Raw genomic sequence first — 13871 nt, 5'->3', positions numbered from 1 at the left:
TGTCGTCAAAACGGGCACGGCAAGACCGGCTTGTGGCCCCGTATCGTGTCGATACCGAAACCCTGCCGACCTGCCTATTGAACCTGGGGAGGAACGCCCTTGTTTTGCCCGATTCGCTTCGGCTTGGCAACCGGGTTCCATTCGCTGCGGCTTAGGCAGGGGGTTCACCCCGGCCGCGGGAACCGCTAGGCGTGGTTTCCGATGCAACAGTTTTCCGCCCGCGAACTTTCAGGCTCCGAACAGGCCCTGCTTGCCCCGATCGAGGGCGCCGCCCTGCTGTCCCAGGTCCTGGCGTGGAGCGCGATCAACACGGGCACCCGCAACTTGTCCGGGCTGGCCGCGCAGGCCGGCCTCCTGGCCGACGCCTTCTCGGTTCTACCCGGCACGGTGCAGCTGGAACCGCCGGCCCCGGTGGAAACCGTGGGGCAGGATGGCACCTTGGGCCTTCTGGACCATGGCGCGCATCTGGTGGTGCGCGTGCGGCCAGATGCGCCGCGGCGCTATTTGCTGACGGGGCATATGGACACGGTGTTCCCGGCCAGCGATCCGTTCCAGACGGCCACCTGGCTTGACGAAGTGACGCTCAATGGCCCCGGCGTGGCCGACATGAAAGGTGGCATTGCCGTCATGCTGGCCGCCCTCCTCGCCTTCGAGCGCAGCCCGGCTGCGGCGCAAGTCGGCTACGACGTGATGATCAATGCCGACGAGGAAACCGGCAGCCTGTCCTCCGCTCCACTGATCGCCCGACTGGCAGCGGGCAAGGCGGCGGCGCTGACGTATGAACCTTCGGCCCTGCCCGATGGCACGCTGGCCGGCGCGCGGGCGGGCAGCGGCAATTATTCCGCCGTGATCACCGGCACATCGGCCCACGCCGGGCGCAACCCGGACGATGGCCGCAATGCCATCGTGGCCGCGGCAGACCTTGCCCTTCGCCTCAAGGCACTGCACCGTGCCGGTCTTTCGGTAAACCCCGCGCGGATCGACGGGGGCAGCGCCAACAACGTGGTGCCCGACAAGGCCGTGCTGCGCTGGAACATCCGCCCCACCAGTACCGAGGATGCGCAAGGCTTTGCCGTGGCCCTGGGCCAGGCCGTGACCGAGGTGGAGCGCCTGCACGGGGTGGCCATCCACGTCCACGGCGGAATCAGCCGCCCGCCCAAGCCGCTCACCCTGCCAGCCCAGGCCCTGTTCCATCTGGTGCGGACGTGCGGCGCCGCGCTGGGCCAGACCATCGGCTGGAAAGACACCGGCGGCGTGTGCGATGGCAACAACATCGCCGCGCTGGGCGTGCCTGTGGTCGATACCATGGGCGTGCGTGGCGGATCGATCCATTCGCCGCAGGAGTTCCTGATCGTGCCCTCGCTGGCCGAGCGCGCGGCGCTCTCTGCGCTGGTGCTCCATCGTCTCTCGGGCGGGGAATGAAACGATGACGTTCCGTATTCGCGCCGCGCGGCCCACCGACCTTGAAGCCATGTATGAAATGGCCAAGCTGGGCGGCAGCGGCTTTACCAACTTGCCCGCCGACCGCGCCTCGCTGCGCGCCAAGCTGGAACGCGCCGCCGCCGCCTTTGCCGAGCCGCGCGAGCGCCTGCCCGATGGGCCGGGCGACGAACTGTTCGTCATGGTGCTGGAAAACGTGGCCACCGGCGATCTGCGCGGCACGGCGCAGATCTTTGCCTGCGTCGGGCGCAGCGGGCCGTTCTATTCCTATCGCCTCACCACGCTGACCCAGCATTCCAAGGAACTGGACCGCACGTTCCGCGCCGAGATGCTCCATCTGGTCACCGACCTGGAAGGATCGAGCGAAGTGGGCGGCCTGTTCCTGCACCCAGGCGAGCGCGCGGGCGGGCTGGGGTTGCTGCTGGCGCGCAGCCGTTATCTGTTCATCGCCATGCACCGCGCCCGATTCGGCCCGCGCATCCTCGCCGAACTGCGCGGCGTGATCGACGAGCGCGGCGGATCGGCGTTCTGGGACGCGGTGGGCGGCAAATTCTTCGGCATGGGCTTTCAGGATGCCGACCATTTCAATGCCTTGAACGGCAACCAGTTCATTGCCGACCTGATGCCCAAGCATCCCGTCTACGTGGCGATGCTGCCGGAAAGCGCGCGCAGCGTGATCGGCATGCCCCACCCAAACGGCCGCCCCGCCATGCGCATGCTGGAGGCCGAAGGCTTTGCCTATGAAGGCTATGTCGACATTTTCGATGGTGGCCCCACGCTGAGCGCGCGGACCGACCAGGTGCGCTCCATCGCCGGGACGCGCGCTGCCACGCTCGCGCAGGTGGCCGCGCCCGAAGGGCATGGCCCCGCCCGCCAGGCATTGGTCGCCACCGGGCGCCTCGCCGAATTTCGCTGCACCCTGGGGGAAGTGACCGATGGGCCAGAAGGCCTGATCCTCGATCCGGTTGCCGCTGCTGCGCTCGACGTGCGGCCCGGCGACACGGTGTGGCATGTGGACCGCTGAAGGACGGAAATAAACAGATGGCGACGGTGGAAATCAACTTCGACGGCCTGGTTGGCCCCAGCCACAACTATGCCGGGCTGAGCTTGGGGAATCTGGCTTCGGCCAGTCACGCGGGTCAAGTGTCCTACCCGCGCGCGGCGGCACTGCAGGGCCTGGGCAAGATGCGGCACAACCTGGGCCTGGGACTGGCGCAGGGCCTGTTTGTACCCCTGCCCCGCCCCAACCCGGCGTTTCTGGCCCAATTGGGCCTGACGGACCGCGAGCCTGCCGACGAGGCCGAGCGCCGACTGCGCGCCGCCGCCTGGTCGGCCAGCGCGATGTGGACTGCCAATGCCGCCACGGTCAGCCCCGCAGCCGATACCGCCGACGGGCGCTGCCATCTCTCGGCCGCCAACCTCGTCACCATGCCGCACCGCGCGCAGGAATGGCCCGATACCGTGCGGCAATTGCGCCTGGCCTTTGCCAGCAGCACGCACTTCGCCGTGCACGATGCCGTGCCGCCCTGTTTTGGCGACGAAGGCGCAGCCAACCACATGCGCATGGCCACCAGCCATGATGCGCCGGGCCTGGAAATCTTTGTCTATGGCCGCCCCGGTGGCGCCTTTCCCGCGCGCCAGCACGAACAGGCCAGCCGCGCCATCGCGCGCGTCCACGGGCTCGATCCGGCCCGTTGCCTGTTTGTGGAACAGGCCCCCGAAGCCATCGCGGCCGGCGCGTTTCACAACGACGTTGTGGCCGTGGCGAACGAGCGCGTGCTGTTTACCCACGAACAGGCCTTTGCCGATCCCGAAGGCACTTATGCCGCGATTCGCGCGCGCCTGCCCGAGGCCGAGATCGTGGTCGTTCCAGCCAGCGCGGTCAGCCTGGCCGACGCGATTCGCTCTTACTTGTTCAACGCCCAGTTGCTCACCCTGCCCAGCGGGGAAATGGCGCTGGTGATTCCGCTGGAAGCCTGGGAAACGCCCTCGGTCCGCGGCTGGCTGGATACCATGCTCGCCGGCAACGGACCGATTCGCCAGGTCCTGCCGGTGGACGTGCGCCAGTCCATGGCCAATGGTGGCGGGCCCGCCTGCCTGCGCCTGCGCGTGGTGGCCGATCCGGCCACGGTCGATCCACGCTTCCTGCTCGATACCGCGCGAATCGAACGGCTGGAGCATGTCGTCGCCACGCACTGGCCCGAGCAGATCGACGCGGCCGATCTGGGCCAGCCGGCGCTGGCGGCAGCGGTCGTGGCGGCCCGCAACGCGTTGCTCGATGCGCTGACCCTGGGCGAACTGGCCTGAAGGCCGAACTTTCCCGACCAAGGAACTGGCCTGAGGCCACGCGCGTTGCTGTCCTGTCCCTGGATTGTCGCCCCCCTTTACAATGAAGGGCGCATTAAGGTTTAATGCGCCCGGAAACATTGGATTGGCACGAAGGTTGCGACAGCCTGCTGGGATCGCAAGCCGCCCCGGGGATGCCAGCCCCGGGGGTGGAGACTACCCGCGAAAGGGGACAAGGACAGGACATGCTCCGCAAGATCGGCCGCCTCTTCATGATCAAGAACCGCTTCGAGGCGTTTGCGGTGATCTATGCCCTGGCGCTGGGCGCCGTGGAGCGCGGACAGGCCTATCTCACGCGGTTTCCCGGCTTTGGTGGCAAGCTGCTGTTCCTGGCGACGACCTGCGCGGTGTTCATGGCAGGGGCCAAGATCCTGGATTGCTTGCGTTTCGAGCAGGAACGCGCCGCGCGCAACGCGGTGGAGGCAGAACCGCCGGCCTGACCGGCACTGCTGCCCCCGCGCGCGTTGCCGCGGGCCTCAAGCGGCGCGGGGCACGGGCACCATCGAACGGCGATCGCCGTCGCAATTGCCCGGCGGATCGAGATCGAGCGCGTAGCCGAGCGTAGGCGCCACGCCTTCACGCGCGGGGCTGGCACCCGGGCGGATTTCCCCGGTGGACCGAAAACCGAGCTTGGCCAGGACGCGACCCGATGCCGGATTGTCGAGGAAATGGCGCGCAGCCACGCGACGATGGCCGAGCGTGGCGGCAAGGGCCAACACGGCGCGCGCCGCTTCGGTTGCAAACCCCCGCCCCCAATGCGCCCGCGCGATCCAATAGCCCAGCCGGGGTGCCCCGTCGGGGTCATGATCGTCGGGCATCAGGCCGACGCAGCCGATAAGCTGCGCACCTTCCGCACCGGGCAAAGTGACGAAGAAATGCGGGTACAGCCCGCTCTGCGCCCGTGCGGCATAGGCACGGGCATCATCGGGATGATAGGGCCATGGCACGCGCACCAGATGGCGCACGACGGCTTCGTCGTCGATCAGGCCGAACAGTTCGGCCCAGTCTTCCGGCCAGCCGGGCCGCAGGAACAGCCGCTCGCTGCGAATGAACATCGGTAGTCTCCAGTCAACCGCTCCCTTTCGCCGGATGCTTATGCACTTTCCGGTGACAAGGATATTGCGTGGTGCGCCAAGTGCTTCGGTTTTCGAGGCAAATGGCGCGGTTGCGGATGAGGGAGACAAAGAAAAAGGGAGATGGGGCAGGCCCCTCTCCCTCGTTCAGCCGGCGCGAAACCGGCGGGGCCATCCCAACAGGATGGCCCTTGGCATGACCATCCGATTACTCGGCAGCTTGCGCCATCAGGTCCACCGACACGTACTTGCGGCCAAGCTTGCCGGCGTGGAAACGCACGCGGCCATTGGCAAGCGCAAACAGGGTGTGGTCCTTGCCCAGGCCAACGTTGGCGCCGGGGTACACGCGGGTGCCGCGCTGGCGGATGATGATGTTGCCGCCGACCACTTCCTGGCCGCCGAACTTCTTCACGCCAAGGCGCTTGGACTGCGAGTCGCGACCGTTGCGCGACGAACCGCCTGCTTTCTTATGTGCCATCTCTGCTTACTCCGAACTGGCGCTCAGGCGACCGACACGATGCGCAGCAGGGTCATCTGCTGGCGGTGGCCGTTCTTGCGGCGATAGTTGTGACGGCGGCGCTTCTTGAACACCACGACCTTTTCCGACTTGGCCTGGGCGATGATTTCCGCCGAGACGGTAATGGCCGAAGCATCGGCCAGTTCGCCATCCTTGCCAGCCAGCAGGACGTCACCGAGGGTGATGGTTTCACCGGCTTCACCAGCCAGCTTTTCCACCGCGATCTTGTCTCCGGCGGCCACCCGATACTGCTTGCCGCCCGTGCGCACAATTGCGAACATGGTTCTGCTATCCGTTTCAAATGCCTGGCCCACCAAGCACCCCGATCGGCCAATTCCGAATCGCGGACAGCGGGCAATGTGCCGGTTCCCCGCAATGATGCGAAGCCCCGGAAAGAGCGGCGCGGATAGTCCAACCGTGCCAGCATGTCAACGCCACAGCGCCGGGAAATCCGCAATGGCGCCCTGCCGGCACTGGCGAATACCGGTGACCATGCTATGGCACCGCCATGGCCTGCCTGTCCAATCGCTTCACCACCCTGCAACGGCTTTGCATGTTCGGGGCGATCGCTGCCCCGGCGCTGTCGCTGGGCGCCTGCTCACCCGATCGGGGGCGCTTTCCCTCGCTGGCGATTCGCCCGGCGGAACGGGCCTTTGGCCAGGCCCAGGCCGCCCCTGCCAATCCGGCCCCGGCCAACCCGGCACCGCTTCCTACCGATGCCAGCCTGCCCCAGCGCCTGGCGGCCATCGAAGGGCGCGCACGCGAGGCCGACAGCCGCTTTGCCGCCCTGGTGCCCGAGGCCACGCGCGCCGTTGCCCGCGCGCAGGGCACGGCAAGCAGCGGCGAAACCTGGAACCTGGCGCAAGTGGCGCTGGCGCGGCTCGAATCGGCGCGCAGTGAAACCGCCATCGCGCTGGCCGATCTGGACCAGATGGCCACCAAGGCTGAAATTACCGCGGTGGACCAGCCCGGCCCCGATGCCGCGACGATTGTCGCCGCGCGCGATGCGGTGGCGGCACGGGTGGCGCAGCAGGATGCCGTGCTGGCCCGCATCAAGGGTTGAATCACCAGCGGGCGCGGTCGGCAAAGTCCTCGTCGCGCGGTTCGATCCAGCGCCATCCGGCTGCGGTCTTTTCCCGCTTCCAGAACCAGCTGTCGCTTTTGAGGTGATCCATCACGAAATCGGTGGCGGCAAAGGCATCACGGCGATGCCGTGCGGCGGCGGCGACCATCACGATCGGATCACCGGGTGCCATCACCCCGTGGCGGTGGATCACCAGCAGCCCCTCAAGATGCCATCGGGCCAGCGCGGTTTCGGCCAGCGCTTCCATGCCGGGCAAGGTCAGCGGCGCATAATGGCGCAGTTCCAGCGCTTCCACGCCTTCACCGCCGCGTACCTGGCCCAGAAAGCTGACGACCCCGCCCGCGCTGCCAAACCGCCCGGTAAAGGCGGAAAGCAGCGCGGCGGGGTCGAATGCCGCATCGGTCAGACGAACGTCTGCCGTCATGCCATCAGCCGACGAACGCGCGTTCGATAACGAAGTCGCCAGGCTTGGCATTGGAGCCTTCGACAAAGCCCAGGCCTTCGAGCAGGGCGGCGAAATCCTTGATCATTTCCATCGAGCCGCACAGCATGACGCGGTCGGTGGCCGGATCGAGCCTGGCCTCGCCCGGAATGCCCTCGAACAGCGCGCCGCTTTCGATCAGCTTGTCGATGCGCACGTTGTTCTTGAACGGCTCACGCGTGACGGTGGGCACATAGTGCAACTGCTGCGCAGCCTGCTCTCCCACCAGCGGATCCTCGGCAAAGCCGCTCGACAGTTCCTCGTGGAACGCCAGTTCGCTGACCTTGCGCACCGAGTGCACCACGATCACCTGCTCGTAATATTCATAGACATCGGGATCGCGCGCCAGCGACAGGAACGGCGCAAGGCCGGTGCCGGTGGACAGCATGAACAGCCGCTTGCCCGGCAGCAGCGCATCGGTAACGAGCGTGCCGGTGGGCTTCTTGCCGAGGTAGATCTGGTCGCCGGGCTGGATCTTCTGCAGGCGCGAGGTCAGCGGGCCATCGGGCACCTTGATCGAGAGGAATTCCAGTTCCTCGGCCCAGGCCGGGCTCGCCACCGAATAGGCGCGCAGCAGCGGGCGGCCATTGTCGCCCTGCAGGCCGATCATCACGAATTCGCCCGAGCGGAAGCGGAACGAAGCCGGACGGGTGATGGTGAAGCTGAACAGGCGCTCGTCCCAGTGCCGGACGGTGAGCACGGTTTCCACCGTGGCTGCGGCCGTGGGTTCAAGCGTGGCGACTTCCACCTGGGGCTGAGACATCGAAAGGGCTTTCCTTGGCATGCGGCCGGCAATCCGTCGCGGATCGTGGGCTTAAGGGGCCAGGCAAGCTGGCCCGGCAAGCGCCGCCCCCATACGGATTGGGGCGGCCGCTGTCAAAAACTGCCCCTGCGAAAATAGCTTTCAGGGCCTAAAGCCTTGGGCTTGTCGCTTACTGCCCGTCGACACGCTCAGGGCGAACGGAGGTGGGGGGTAATCCTAAAAACCCGTTCGGGCCGGGCTCGTCGAAGCCCCTGCACCCAACCGGCCGCCCTACCCCCCGCTCACCGGCGGCAGGAATGCCAGTTCGTCGCCCTCGCCCAGCACCATGGCTTCGCTTTCGCCCACCAGCCTGCCGTTGAGCGCCCAGCGCACGCGCTCGCCCAGCAAATCCAGCGCCAGGGCCGAATCGAGCCTCGCGAGAATATCCGCCAGGGGCCCGGCGGGCACAGCCATTTCGGCGCAGCCCGCGCGATCTTCCAGGCGGCCGAGGAATACCAGCTTGGCCATCGCGCTCAGCCGCCGGTCATCGACATATGGCGCGATACCGCCGGCGCTGCCCCGGCACGGTCGATGACGAAGCTGTGGGCTTCCTGCTTTTCCCCCATGGCGCGGGCAAAGGCATCGGCCAGCGCGGCATCGGGATCTTGCGAACGCAAGGCCGCGCGCAGATCGACGCGCCCTTCCCCGCCCAGGCACATGTAAAGCTGGCCCGTGGCAGTAACGCGCACGCGGTTGCACGTGGCGCAGAAATTGCCGGTCAGCGGGGTGATGAAGCCCAGCCGACCGCCGGTTTCGGCAATGTCGACATAGCGCGCCGGGCCGCCGCTGCTGTGCCCGTTGGGCACCAGCGTCCAGCGCTGCTCCAGATCGCGGCGCACGGCGTCGAGCGGCAGGTAATGATCGATGCGATCCTCGCCCACATCGCCCAGCGGCATGACCTCGATCAGCGTGACATCGTGCCCCTGCCCGTGGGCCCAGGCGACCAGATCGGGCAGTTCATCCTCGTTCACGCCCTTGAGCGCGACGGCATTGAGCTTGACTTTGAGGCCCGCTGCACGCGCGGCCGCCAGCCCTTCGAGCACCTGGGGCAGGCTGTCGCGCCGAGCCAGCGCGGCAAAGCGCGCGCGGTCGAGCGTATCGAGCGAGACGTTGATGCGCCGCACGCCCGCCGCCGCCAGATCGTCGGCGAATTCGGCAAGGCGCGTGCCGTTGGTGGTAAGCGTGAGTTCCTGAAGGCCGCCCTCGCCCAGGTGCCGGCCGAGCGCGCGGACCAGGTCCACCATGTCGCGCCGCACCAGGGGCTCCCCACCGGTCAGGCGCAGCTTGGTCACTCCGCGCGCGATGAAGTGCAGGCTGAGCCGATAGAGTTCCTCCAGGCTCAGCACTTCCGCCCGCGGCAGGAAGGTCATGCGCTCAGGCATGCAATAGGTGCAGCGCAAGTCGCAACGGTCGGTCACCGACAGGCGAAGGTAGGTTATGGCCCGCGCGAAGCGGTCAACCAGGGGCGCGGGCGCGTTCATCTTTCCAGATATACGAAGTCACGGGGGTAGGATTCAAGGCTCGCGCCGGCATCCACGAAAAGAGTTTGTCCCGTGACGGCGCGGGCCGTCGCCAGATAGTGCACCGCGTCGGCAATTTCGTCGGCGCCGGGCAGCCTTTTCAGGGGCATGATCTCTTCCAGCCGCTGCCACTGCGCCGCGTCATAGTCCTGCGTCGGCAGGATCAGGCCAGGCGCCACGCCGTTGACCCGGATGCCCGGCGCCAGGGCGCGCGCCAGCGTGCGCACCGCCGCATGCAGGGCCTGTTTCGACAGGGTGTAGCTCAACTGGTCGGGCACCGGGTTCTGCACCCGCTGGTCGAGAATGTTGACGACCGCGCCCTCGCGCGGCGCCCCAGGTCCGTCCCCGAGCGCCTGGGCAAAGGCGCGGGTCAGCAGCAACGGGGCGAAGAGATTGACGCCAAAGTGCTGGTCGAGCGCTTCGGGCACGAGCGACGCGATCGTGTCGTCCTGGAACAGCGACGCGCAATTGACCAGCAGGCAAGGCGCGCGCCCGGCCCGCGCGATCACGTCAGCCAGCATCACGGCCGGAAAGGCACTGTCGCCCAGGTCTCCGGCCACCGGATAGACCGCGGCGCCCAGCCACTGCAATTGCGCGGTGAATTCGGGATCGAACGTGGCAACGTGGTGCGCGTGCAGCGCCAGGTCCCAGCCTTCGCTGGCCAGCTTGCGGGCGATCGCGGCCCCGATTCGGCGCCACCCCCCGGTGACGAGAGCGAGCGGGCGCGCCTCGCTCGTGTCCCCGCTCATCCGCGCCGTGCGCGGGTGAGCGTCATGCCGATATCTTCGCCAGCCTGGCTGATCGCCAGCTTCACGATCTTCACTTCCACTTGCTTCACGCGCGCATCCTGAACGAACAAGGTTTCACAGATATGGTCTGCAACCGATTCGATCAGTTGGAAATGCACATCTTTGGGCAAACCGTCGCTGGCGGCGTGCTTGAGGTCCATGTAGTTCTTGCTGGCGTTGAGCGGACAATCGGCCGTGTAGCGATCCTGCGGATTGAGCCACGCCCGGATGGAAATCCGCAAGGGCTGCGGACGGCCGGTCTCCTCCGAATAGATCCCGGTCAGGACATCGGTTTCGACATTGGCGACTTCGAGGATCAGGCTGTCAGACACGCGCGCGCCCTTGGCACTTGGCGGCGCGAATGTCCAGCATCAGCCGCGCTTATGGGGTATTCCGCCAGCGCGCGAAGATCGCCGTGGGCAGCACGCGCCCGCCCGGCCCTTCCTCGGCCCCCTCTTCGGCAATGCCCAGGTCGCCGTGCTCGATCGTGCCGGGCAGGTGCGCCAGCGCTTCGGCCAGAAGGCCGCCGATCGCCAGGCTCGACATGCGCACGGCATAGACCGTCAAAAACAGGAAGCGGCTGTTTTCATCCAGCAGCTTGGCACAGTCCGCGATCAGGCCGGGCAGGCTTTCTTCCAGCCGCCACACTTCCCCTTCCGGGCCGCGCCCGAACTTGGGGGGATCGAGGATGATCCCGTCATAGCGCCTGCCACGGCGCACTTCGCGTGCGGTGAACTTGGCCGCATCATCGACGATCCAGCGCACCGGCCGCGCGTCCATGCCCGAAAGCGCCGCGTTGGCCCGTGCCTGCGCCACCGATTTCTTGGACGCATCGACATGGGTCACCGGCCCGAAGCGCGAGAGGGCCAGGGTGCCGACGCCGGTATAACCGAACAGATTGAGCGTGGCGGCATCATCGCGGCCATCAAGCTGCGAGCCCATCCAGTCCCACACCGGGGCCATGTCGGGAAAGAAGCCGAGATGGCGAAACGGCGTGCACGAGGCGGTAAAGCGCACCTCGTTCCAGGCCAGCGGCCAGCCTTCGCGCGAAACCGGCCGGTCGAACTGCCAGCGGCCGCCGCCGTCCTCGTCGGAACCGGGCACGAATTCGCCATCGGCCTGCCAGTCGGCCAGCGCGGGCGCCCACATGGCCTGCGGCTCCGGACGAATGAAGCGATGCGGGCCATAGCGTTCCAGCTTGCGCCCATGGCCCGAATCGATGAGGGCGAAATCCCCCCAGGGCGATCCCACCATCAGTTGCGGCTGGAGCGTGAGAGCCGCCATCAGCCGTTCTTCTGGCCGGTCTTGGGCGTCGCGCGCGCAGCGACATAGGCGGAAACCGCCTCATAAGTGCCGGGCAGGTGGTCGCAACGCTCCTCGCGGTCGAACAGGTCGCCCACCCGCGCGGGCAACGGCGGGCGCACACCGGTGGCGCGTTCCACCGCATCGACGAACTTGGCCGGATGGGCCGTGGCCAGCGTCACCACGGGTACGTCGGCGGGCAGATCGTCGGCCACGCGCGCGGCATGCAGGCCGATCGCGGTGTGCGGATCGAGCACTTCGCCGGCCGCTTCATAAGCCCAGCGCATCGTCTGGGCCATTTGCGCCGGATCGCAGCGCGCGCTGGAAAAAAGCGAACCGATCGCCTCGCGCTGGGCATTGGTGAGTTGCAGCGCCTTGGTCGCATCGAACTGTTGCATCTGCGCGGCGAGCACGCCGGCATCGCGGCCGCAGGCGTCGAACAGCAGGCGCTCGAAGTTGGAAGAGACCTGGATGTCCATCGACGGCGCGGCCGTGGGCGTCACGGTGCTGGCCGAATAGTCCCCTGCCGAGAGCGCGCGGTGCAAAATGTCGTTGATGTTGGTGGCCACGATCAGCCGCTCTACCGGCAGGCCCATGCGGGCGGCGACATAGCCGGCGAACACGTCGCCGAAATTGCCGGTGGGCACCGAAAACGCCACCTTGCGGTGCGGGGCACCCAGTTGCAGCGCGGCGGCAAAGTAATAGACCACCTGCGACATGAGCCGCGCCCAGTTGATCGAATTGACCGCGGCAATGCCGAACGTGCCGGTCATCGCGGCATCGTTGAACATGCGCTTCACCATCGCCTGCGCGTCGTCGAAACTGCCGTCGATGGCGATGTTGTAGACGTTGGGCGCGATCACCGTGGTCATCTGGCGGCGCTGCACATCCGAAACGCGGCCTTCGGGGTGGAGCATGAAGATGTCCACCTTGGCGCGGCCGGCCACGGCATCGATCGCGGCGGAGCCCGTATCGCCCGAGGTGGCGCCCACGATGGTCAGGTGATCCTCGCGCCGGGCCAGGAATTCCTCGAACAGCAGGCCCAGCATCTGCAGCGCCACGTCCTTGAACGCCAGGGTGGGGCCATGGAACAGTTCGAGCACCCAGTGGCGTTCGTCCAGCTGCTTGAGCGGGGTGACGCCGGCATGGGCAAAGCGGCCATAGGCGGTGGCCGTCAATTCGCGCAGCCGCTCGGGCGAAAGGCTGTCACCCACGAAAGGCGCCATGATCCGCGCGGCCAGCTCGGCATAGGGCAACCCAGCCATGGCGGCGATTTCTTCGTGACTGAACTGCGGCCAGGCTTCGGGAACGTAGAGGCCACCATCGGACGCAAGGCCCGCCAGCGTGACGCCTTCGAAATCGAGCGAGGCGGCCTGCCCCCGCGTGCTGACATACTTCATCGCCAATCCCCGTGTGCCGCGCGCTGCGTGCCCGCCGCCAGTGTTGGTGGGGCGCCTAGCCTTCCGGGGCGGATGTGACAACCACTCGCGAAGCTTTCACCGGTCCGTCTTTCGCGCGCCGGCGCAGGGCGAGCGGATAGATCACCAGGGCCACGGCGGCGAACAGGAACCATTGCACCGCATAGGCCAGGTGGTTGTTGGGAATGTCAGACGGGTCGGGCTGGGCGTTGGCATCGAGCCCGGCCAGCGGCGGATCGGCGATCAGGCGGGTGATCTTGTGGAACGGCGCGATTCGGCCCGTCACGCGGCCGCCGCCCCATTCCGGCGGGTGCGGATCGCGCGACCAGCCAAGCTGGACCAGCGCCGGCGTGCCATCGGCCGTTTCACAATGCGCGATATGGACATAGCCGCTGTCCCCGCCCGCGTTGCGGCCGGCCACCGAATCCCACAAGCCCGGCTGCACCCGGCAATCGAACCTGGCCCGGCGATAGAGCACCGCGCTGCCATCCCCCGACACCGGAAACGCCACCTGCGCGGGATTCACGAGCGCGGCGGCATAGCGAGCCAGCAGGTGTTCCTTCTGCGCCTTGCGCTGCAATTGCCAGAAACCCAGGCCGATCATCGTGGCAACCGCCAGCAGCACGACGATCGTGGGTAGTACGGGAAGCCGGAACGGCGCGGGCCGGCCGGGCATCAGCGCTGCCCCCGCGGGGCCACGCGCGCTGCCAGCACGGCCGCCCGCGTCGCACGCACGGCAAGGCCCACCAGCAGGGCGCTGGCCGGCCCCCACACCACGGGATAGACCCACAGCGGCAAGCGCCAGATATCGTCCACGCGCAGTGCGGAAAAAACCAGCAGCGCCAAAAGCGGAATGACCAACGGATAGAGCGCGCGGCCGCTGGCCTCGTGCACGGCCAGGGCCTCGCCGCAGGTGCGGCAATGATCGGCAAGCTTGGGGGGCTCCCACACGCGGCCGGCCCAGACCATGCCTGGCGTGCCGCAAGCCGGGCATGTCCCCGCGCGCGCCACCTGCCACCAGCCGGGCCCGTTTGCCGGCCCGCTACCGCTGCTATCGTTCATGGTCGCCGGGATAGCGCCGTGGCGCGGCGGGGTCCAGC

At 67.5% G+C, this 13871-nt stretch carries 18 protein-coding genes; 5 read left to right on the top strand and 13 right to left on the bottom strand.

Annotated elements, in window-relative coordinates; all coding sequences use genetic code 11:
* Positions 1-201 precede the first annotated feature (201 nt).
* The 4 genes from FHW94_RS13785 to FHW94_RS13770 all read left to right on the top strand — a co-directional run bounded on the left by FHW94_RS13785 (position 202) and on the right by FHW94_RS13770 (position 4226).
* Positions 202-1422, top strand: a complete 1221-nt coding sequence (locus tag FHW94_RS13785; protein WP_168556402.1) for a hydrolase — start codon at positions 202-204, stop codon at positions 1420-1422.
* Positions 1423-1426: 4 nt separating this feature from the next.
* Positions 1427-2464 carry an arginine N-succinyltransferase gene (locus FHW94_RS13780; protein WP_168556401.1) on the top strand — a complete coding sequence of 346 codons (1038 nt, stop codon included), beginning with the start codon at positions 1427-1429 and terminating at the stop codon, positions 2462-2464.
* Between the two features lie 17 nt (positions 2465-2481).
* Positions 2482-3747, top strand: coding sequence for an N-succinylarginine dihydrolase (locus FHW94_RS13775; RefSeq protein ID WP_168556400.1), 1266 nt, complete (start codon positions 2482-2484; stop codon positions 3745-3747).
* A gap of 224 nt (positions 3748-3971) precedes the next feature.
* Positions 3972-4226, top strand: coding sequence for a hypothetical protein (locus FHW94_RS13770; protein WP_168556399.1), 255 nt, complete (start codon positions 3972-3974; stop codon positions 4224-4226).
* A 36-nt stretch (positions 4227-4262) separates the two neighbouring features.
* Here the strand turns inward: FHW94_RS13770 and FHW94_RS13765 are convergent, their stop codons facing one another.
* The 3 genes from FHW94_RS13765 to rplU form a co-directional block, all read right to left on the bottom strand.
* A complete protein-coding gene (locus tag FHW94_RS13765) occupies positions 4263-4841 on the bottom strand; it encodes a GNAT family protein (protein WP_168556398.1) in 579 nt (192 codons plus the stop codon).
* Between the two features lie 226 nt (positions 4842-5067).
* Entirely contained in the window at positions 5068-5337 is a 270-nt protein-coding gene (gene rpmA, locus FHW94_RS13760; RefSeq protein ID WP_110761659.1) for a 50S ribosomal protein L27, read from the bottom strand.
* Positions 5338-5360: 23 nt separating this feature from the next.
* On the bottom strand, positions 5361-5657 hold the full coding sequence (rplU, locus tag FHW94_RS13755; protein ID WP_022678098.1) for a 50S ribosomal protein L21: 297 nt from the start codon (positions 5655-5657) through the stop codon (positions 5361-5363).
* Positions 5658-5884: 227 nt separating this feature from the next.
* On the opposite strand from rplU, the gene FHW94_RS13750 reads away from it, so the two are divergent.
* Positions 5885-6439 (top strand): hypothetical protein, encoded by a 555-nt coding sequence (locus FHW94_RS13750; protein WP_168556397.1) that lies wholly within the window; start codon positions 5885-5887, stop codon positions 6437-6439.
* A gap of 1 nt (position 6440) precedes the next feature.
* Here the strand turns inward: FHW94_RS13750 and FHW94_RS13745 are convergent, their stop codons facing one another.
* From FHW94_RS13745 to FHW94_RS13700, 10 genes are all read right to left on the bottom strand, one after another.
* Complete coding sequence (locus FHW94_RS13745) at positions 6441-6884, bottom strand: molybdenum cofactor biosynthesis protein MoaE (protein WP_168556396.1); 444 nt, start codon at positions 6882-6884, stop codon at positions 6441-6443.
* Positions 6885-6888: 4 nt separating this feature from the next.
* A complete protein-coding gene (locus tag FHW94_RS13740; protein ID WP_168556395.1) occupies positions 6889-7704 on the bottom strand; it encodes a ferredoxin--NADP reductase in 816 nt (271 codons plus the stop codon).
* Positions 7705-7974: 270 nt separating this feature from the next.
* Positions 7975-8211, bottom strand: a complete 237-nt coding sequence (locus tag FHW94_RS13735) for a MoaD/ThiS family protein (protein ID WP_168556394.1) — start codon at positions 8209-8211, stop codon at positions 7975-7977.
* A 5-nt stretch (positions 8212-8216) separates the two neighbouring features.
* On the bottom strand, positions 8217-9224 hold the full coding sequence (gene moaA, locus FHW94_RS13730; RefSeq protein ID WP_168556393.1) for a GTP 3',8-cyclase MoaA: 1008 nt from the start codon (positions 9222-9224) through the stop codon (positions 8217-8219).
* Positions 9221-10012 (bottom strand): SDR family oxidoreductase, encoded by a 792-nt coding sequence (locus FHW94_RS13725; RefSeq protein ID WP_168556392.1) that lies wholly within the window; start codon positions 10010-10012, stop codon positions 9221-9223. Before FHW94_RS13725 ends, moaA begins: the two co-directional genes overlap by 4 nt.
* Positions 10009-10383: a dihydroneopterin aldolase gene (locus tag FHW94_RS13720; RefSeq protein ID WP_168556391.1), complete on the bottom strand. Its 375-nt coding sequence runs from the start codon at positions 10381-10383 to the stop codon at positions 10009-10011. Before FHW94_RS13720 ends, FHW94_RS13725 begins: the two co-directional genes overlap by 4 nt.
* 49 nt (positions 10384-10432) lie before the next feature.
* Entirely contained in the window at positions 10433-11335 is a 903-nt protein-coding gene (locus FHW94_RS13715) for a class I SAM-dependent methyltransferase (RefSeq protein ID WP_168556390.1), read from the bottom strand.
* Complete coding sequence (gene thrC / locus FHW94_RS13710; protein ID WP_168556389.1) at positions 11335-12753, bottom strand: threonine synthase; 1419 nt, start codon at positions 12751-12753, stop codon at positions 11335-11337. The genes FHW94_RS13715 and thrC overlap by 1 nt, the downstream gene beginning before the upstream one ends.
* A gap of 55 nt (positions 12754-12808) precedes the next feature.
* On the bottom strand, positions 12809-13447 hold the full coding sequence (locus tag FHW94_RS13705) for an SURF1 family protein (protein WP_168556388.1): 639 nt from the start codon (positions 13445-13447) through the stop codon (positions 12809-12811).
* Positions 13447-13833 carry a DUF983 domain-containing protein gene (locus FHW94_RS13700; RefSeq protein ID WP_168556387.1) on the bottom strand — a complete coding sequence of 129 codons (387 nt, stop codon included), beginning with the start codon at positions 13831-13833 and terminating at the stop codon, positions 13447-13449. Before FHW94_RS13700 ends, FHW94_RS13705 begins: the two co-directional genes overlap by 1 nt.
* Positions 13834-13871 lie beyond the last annotated feature (38 nt).

It is taken from the genome of Novosphingobium sp. SG720, assembly GCF_012275365.1.
GTDB lineage: Bacteria > Pseudomonadota > Alphaproteobacteria > Sphingomonadales > Sphingomonadaceae > Novosphingobium > Novosphingobium rhizosphaerae.
This window is presented reverse-complemented; position numbering and strand designations above follow the sequence as displayed.

What these genes read in the sequence shown, in the direction of transcription:
- FHW94_RS13725 (WP_168556392.1), bottom strand. Translation starts at nt 10,012, where the DNA reads ATGAGCGGGGACACGAGCGAGGCGCGCCCGCTCGCTCTCGTCACCGGG.
- moaA (WP_168556393.1), bottom strand. Translation starts at nt 9,224, where the DNA reads ATGAACGCGCCCGCGCCCCTGGTTGACCGCTTCGCGCGGGCCATAACC.
- FHW94_RS13765 (WP_168556398.1), bottom strand. Translation starts at nt 4,841, where the DNA reads ATGTTCATTCGCAGCGAGCGGCTGTTCCTGCGGCCCGGCTGGCCGGAA.
- FHW94_RS13750 (WP_168556397.1), top strand. Translation starts at nt 5,885, where the DNA reads ATGGCCTGCCTGTCCAATCGCTTCACCACCCTGCAACGGCTTTGCATG.
- FHW94_RS13715 (WP_168556390.1), bottom strand. Translation starts at nt 11,335, where the DNA reads ATGGCGGCTCTCACGCTCCAGCCGCAACTGATGGTGGGATCGCCCTGG.
- FHW94_RS13735 (WP_168556394.1), bottom strand. Translation starts at nt 8,211, where the DNA reads ATGGCCAAGCTGGTATTCCTCGGCCGCCTGGAAGATCGCGCGGGCTGC.
- rplU (WP_022678098.1), bottom strand. Translation starts at nt 5,657, where the DNA reads ATGTTCGCAATTGTGCGCACGGGCGGCAAGCAGTATCGGGTGGCCGCC.
- FHW94_RS13770 (WP_168556399.1), top strand. Translation starts at nt 3,972, where the DNA reads ATGCTCCGCAAGATCGGCCGCCTCTTCATGATCAAGAACCGCTTCGAG.
- FHW94_RS13705 (WP_168556388.1), bottom strand. Translation starts at nt 13,447, where the DNA reads ATGCCCGGCCGGCCCGCGCCGTTCCGGCTTCCCGTACTACCCACGATC.
- FHW94_RS13780 (WP_168556401.1), top strand. Translation starts at nt 1,427, where the DNA reads ATGACGTTCCGTATTCGCGCCGCGCGGCCCACCGACCTTGAAGCCATG.
- rpmA (WP_110761659.1), bottom strand. Translation starts at nt 5,337, where the DNA reads ATGGCACATAAGAAAGCAGGCGGTTCGTCGCGCAACGGTCGCGACTCG.
- thrC (WP_168556389.1), bottom strand. Translation starts at nt 12,753, where the DNA reads ATGAAGTATGTCAGCACGCGGGGGCAGGCCGCCTCGCTCGATTTCGAA.
- FHW94_RS13740 (WP_168556395.1), bottom strand. Translation starts at nt 7,704, where the DNA reads ATGTCTCAGCCCCAGGTGGAAGTCGCCACGCTTGAACCCACGGCCGCA.
- FHW94_RS13745 (WP_168556396.1), bottom strand. Translation starts at nt 6,884, where the DNA reads ATGACGGCAGACGTTCGTCTGACCGATGCGGCATTCGACCCCGCCGCG.
- FHW94_RS13700 (WP_168556387.1), bottom strand. Translation starts at nt 13,833, where the DNA reads ATGAACGATAGCAGCGGTAGCGGGCCGGCAAACGGGCCCGGCTGGTGG.
- FHW94_RS13785 (WP_168556402.1), top strand. Translation starts at nt 202, where the DNA reads ATGCAACAGTTTTCCGCCCGCGAACTTTCAGGCTCCGAACAGGCCCTG.
- FHW94_RS13775 (WP_168556400.1), top strand. Translation starts at nt 2,482, where the DNA reads ATGGCGACGGTGGAAATCAACTTCGACGGCCTGGTTGGCCCCAGCCAC.